Annotated in this window: 5 protein-coding genes; 1 reads left to right on the top strand and 4 read right to left on the bottom strand. The window is 71.0% G+C overall.

Going from position 1 to position 3,674, the window contains the following annotated elements:
* The 4 genes from E1285_RS43840 to E1285_RS43855 all read right to left on the bottom strand — a co-directional run.
* On the bottom strand, positions 1-560 hold a 560-nt coding region (locus E1285_RS43840), incomplete at its 3' end, for a TerD family protein (RefSeq protein ID WP_132160821.1).
* A gap of 152 nt (positions 561-712) precedes the next feature.
* On the bottom strand, positions 713-1,762 hold the full coding sequence (locus tag E1285_RS43845) for a biotin/lipoate A/B protein ligase family protein (protein ID WP_132160822.1): 1,050 nt from the start codon (positions 1,760-1,762) through the stop codon (positions 713-715).
* A gap of 53 nt (positions 1,763-1,815) precedes the next feature.
* On the bottom strand, positions 1,816-2,184 hold the full coding sequence (locus tag E1285_RS43850) for a DUF4180 domain-containing protein (RefSeq protein WP_132160823.1): 369 nt from the start codon (positions 2,182-2,184) through the stop codon (positions 1,816-1,818).
* Complete coding sequence (locus E1285_RS43855) at positions 2,177-2,638, bottom strand: helix-turn-helix domain-containing protein (protein ID WP_207947271.1); 462 nt, start codon at positions 2,636-2,638, stop codon at positions 2,177-2,179. Before E1285_RS43855 ends, E1285_RS43850 begins: the two co-directional genes overlap by 8 nt.
* A gap of 117 nt (positions 2,639-2,755) precedes the next feature.
* On the opposite strand from E1285_RS43855, the gene E1285_RS43860 reads away from it, so the two are divergent.
* The coding region (locus E1285_RS43860) for a pirin family protein (protein WP_132160824.1) at positions 2,756-3,674 on the top strand (919 nt) is incomplete at its 3' end.

A 3,674-nucleotide genomic window follows, 5' to 3' on the forward strand; every position in this document is an offset into this window, starting at 1 on the left:
GGCTGCGGCGGCGCGGGCGGAGCGGCCTGCTGACCGGGGTCGTCGACCGAGATCCCGTAGTCGGAGGCCAGACCGCCGAGGCCCGAGTCGTAGCCCTGCCCGACCGCGCGGAACTTCCACGCCCCCTGGCGCCGGTACAGCTCACCGAGCACGAAAGCCGTCTCGGTGGTGGCTCCCACGCTCTCGAACCGGGCGATCTCCGTCCCGGCCGCCGCGTCCACCACCCGCACGTACAGGCCCTGGAACTGGCCGAACGTCCCACCGTCGCAGGACGCCGCGATGACGATCTTGTCGATGTCGGGCTCGACGCGGTTCAGGTCGGCCGACATGACGTCCAGGACGGTCGGCCCCTGCTGCTTGCCGTCGTGGCGCACGGCTCCGGACTTGTGCGCGGGCTGGTTGTAGAAGACGAAGTCGTCGTCCGAACGCACCCGGCCGGTGTCCGCCAGCAGGAGCGCCGACGCGTCGGCGTCGGGTACGCCCGGACCGCTCTGCCAACCGAGTTCGACCCGGACCGACGGAACAGGCACCGCGGTATTGGCGCCCTTCTGCATCGACATGAACGCTCCCCATCATCCGATCGCGATGTGCCCAACCTACGGCCAGTCGCGCGGCCTCGCGACCTGCCGCGAGAGGAAGGACGCGCGAACCCCGCCCGGAGTTCCGCCGGGCGACCGGAAGGCAACGGCGGCCCGGGTCCGTCACGCTGAGGTCAGGGGACGCGGGCGGTCCATTCGGGGGTGCTGAACTTGTCGGTCACGTACTTGCCGGCGAGGCGCCGCTCGTCCTCGGTGACCCGGTCGCGGGCCAGCCCGTACCGGCTCCGGAAATGCCCGATCATCCGGTCGATGATCTCCTCGCGGGGGAGCCCGGTCTGGCGGCGCAGCGGGTCGACGCGCTTGACCGCGCTGGCGATCCCCTTGTCGGAGATCTTCTCCCTGCCGATCCGCAGCACCCGCAGCATCTTCTCGGCGTCGATGTCGTAGGCCATCGTCACGTGGTGCAGGACCGCGCCGGCGGCGAGCCGCTTCTGCGCCGCTCCCGCGATCTTGCCCTGGTCGGAGGTGATGTCGTTGAGCGGCTGGTACCAGGCCCTGATCCCGACTTCGCCGAGCGCGCCGAGGACCCAGTCGTCCAGGAACGCGTAGCTCTCCGCGAACGACATTCCGGCGACCAGCGTCTCCGGCGCGTACAGCGAATAGGTGATCGTGTTGCCCGGCTCGATGAACATCGCCCCGCCCCCGCTGATGCGCCGGACGACCTCCACCCCGTACCGCTCCGCCGCCCCGGCGTCGACCTCGTTGCGCAGCGACTGGAAGCTGCCGATGACCACCGCGGGCGACGCCCACTCCCACACCCGCAGCGTCGGCGGCCGGCGTCCCGCGCCGACCTCCTCGGCGAGTACCTGGTCGAGCGCCATGTGCAGGGCGGGTTCCTCCGGCGGCTCATGGATCAGCCGCCAGTCGTGGTCGCGCCAGTCCGACGCCCGCCCGAGGGCCCGCCGCACCGCGATCCCCACGGCCTCGGCCGTGATCCCGAGCATCACCGTGCCGCGCGGCAGCCCCTCCTGCACGCGGGCGCCGATCGCCTTGGCGTCGAGCTTGGCGGGCAGGCCGTCCAAGGCGGCGTCGATCGCCTCCAAGGCCCCGTCGGGCTCCAGGAAGAAGTCGCCGCTGATCCTCGGCTCGCGCAGGAGACCGTCCACGACATCGACGTCCGCGACGACGAGCTTGCCACCCGGAACCTTGTACTCACCGTGCATCACGTACACGTGAACCCCGCGCGCCCGCGCCTGATTCCAGGCCGGGCACCCGGTCAGGCGACCGCGCGGAGCCGCGCGTCGAGCGCGTCCAGGTCGGGGACGAACCAGACGTGCCCGGCCCCGTTCGACTCGCGGACGAGCGCCCGCAGCGCCGAACTGGCGGCCAGGTGTTCGGAGATGTCGCCGACGACGGCCAGTCGCAGGCGGTAGTTGACGAACTTCTGCATCACCTCGCCCGCGAAGCGGGTGCCCAGGGAGAAGAAGCCGTCGTCCAGCCGGCTCGCGGGCAGGGCCACCACCTCGGCGCCGAGGAAGGCCGCGCCGATCAGGTCCAGCGCGTCCTCGACGGTGGCGACCGGCGGCCCGTCCGGGTCGCACATCATGACCTGCACCCCGGCCCGCTCCTGCATCACGTCAGTCATCGTCGTCCTCCCCGGCCAGCAGGCCGTTGTCGCCGCCGAGCACACCTTCGAGCAGGTTCAGCACGTCGGCGGTGGCGGCCGCACCGCCCAAAATCACGATCTTCATACGTTCGCGCTCCCGGTCGTGGACGGTCTGGACGCGCAGCGTCTCGGCGGGATCGCCGGTGTTCACGCCGGCCAGGACGAGCGTGCTCAGCCGGTCGGCCGCGGCATGGCCGATGCCGTCGATCTGCACGATGCTCGACACCTCCACCCGCCCGGCGGCACCGCCGGGCGCGGGCCGCGCGGGCCGCTCCCGCCCGGTCAGCTCCTCCAGGTCGGCCTGGGCGATCCGGTACTGCTTGCCGATCCGGACGGCCTTGAGCCGGCCGGTCCGGATGTAGCCGCGCACGGTCCGCACATGGAGCCCGAGATGGTCGGCTACCTCCTCGACCGAGTACATTTTATCCTTCATCGTTACCTAACGTACTCCATATAGGGAGTGATAGGGGAGTTTGGTGACCCCGACGCTCGCGGAGCAGGCCGGTCGGGCATCGTTGAGGGCAATGCGGTCGAGGGGAAGGGTGGCGTCGTGAGCAATCTTGATGTCCGGCCGAAGCCGGTCGAGTGCGGTGGACGGGACGACGTGACGGGACGTCCCGTACATGAGCTTCTACCGCCGCGCCGGGTGCCTTTGGGCGAATCCACGGTCGTCCGGCGGCTGCTACCGAGCCTGGGGCGGCGCATGGTGGGCGCCTGGTGCTTCGTCGACCACTACGGACCCGACGACATCACTGACGAACCGGGCATGCAGGTACCGCCGCACCCGCACATCGGGCTGCAGACGGTGAGCTGGCTGCACGGCGGCGAGGTACTGCACCGCGACAGCTTGGGCAGCCTGCAGACCGTCCGGCCCAGGGAACTGGGGCTGATGACCTCCGGACGGGCCATCTCCCACTCGGAGGAGTCCCCGCGCCGGCACTCGGCGATCTTGCACGGGGCCCAGCTGTGGGTGGCGCTGCCCGATGGCGACCGGCACACAGAGCCCTCGTTCGAGCACCATGCCGACCTGCCCGCCGTACGGGGGCCCGGTTTCGACGCGACCGTCATCCTGGGCGAGCTGGACGGCGCCGCCTCACCCGGCACGACCTTCACCCCGATCATGGGCGCGGACGTCGCCCTGGAGGACGGCGCCGACGTGCGGCTGCCGGTCGAACCCGATTTCGAGTACGCGGTCCTCACGATGTCCGGCATCACCGAGGTCGACGGCATGCGCGTCGAGCCAGGGTCGATGCTCTACCTCGGGACCGGACGCCGCGAGCTGCCGCTTCGCGCCGACGGCGACAGCGGCCTCGTCCTGCTCGGCGGCGAGCCGTTCGAGGAGAAGCTCGTCATGTGGTGGAACTTCATCGGCCGGACGGGCGAGGAGATCGCCCAGGCACGGGAGGACTGGATGACGGGCGACCGCTTCGGCACGGTGCACGGCTACGACGGTGCCCCCATCCCCGCCC

Origin of the sequence: Actinomadura sp. 7K507 (genome assembly GCF_004348425.1) — a bacterium.
Classification (GTDB): Bacteria; Actinomycetota; Actinomycetes; order Streptosporangiales; family Streptosporangiaceae; genus Spirillospora.

Coding starts and splice junctions, on each gene's coding strand:
- E1285_RS43850 (WP_132160823.1), bottom strand. CDS start 2,184: ATGACTGACGTGATGCAGGAGCGGGCCGGGGTGCAGGTCATGATGTGC.
- E1285_RS43845 (WP_132160822.1), bottom strand. CDS start 1,762: ATGCACGGTGAGTACAAGGTTCCGGGTGGCAAGCTCGTCGTCGCGGAC.
- E1285_RS43855 (WP_207947271.1), bottom strand. CDS start 2,638: ATGAAGGATAAAATGTACTCGGTCGAGGAGGTAGCCGACCATCTCGGG.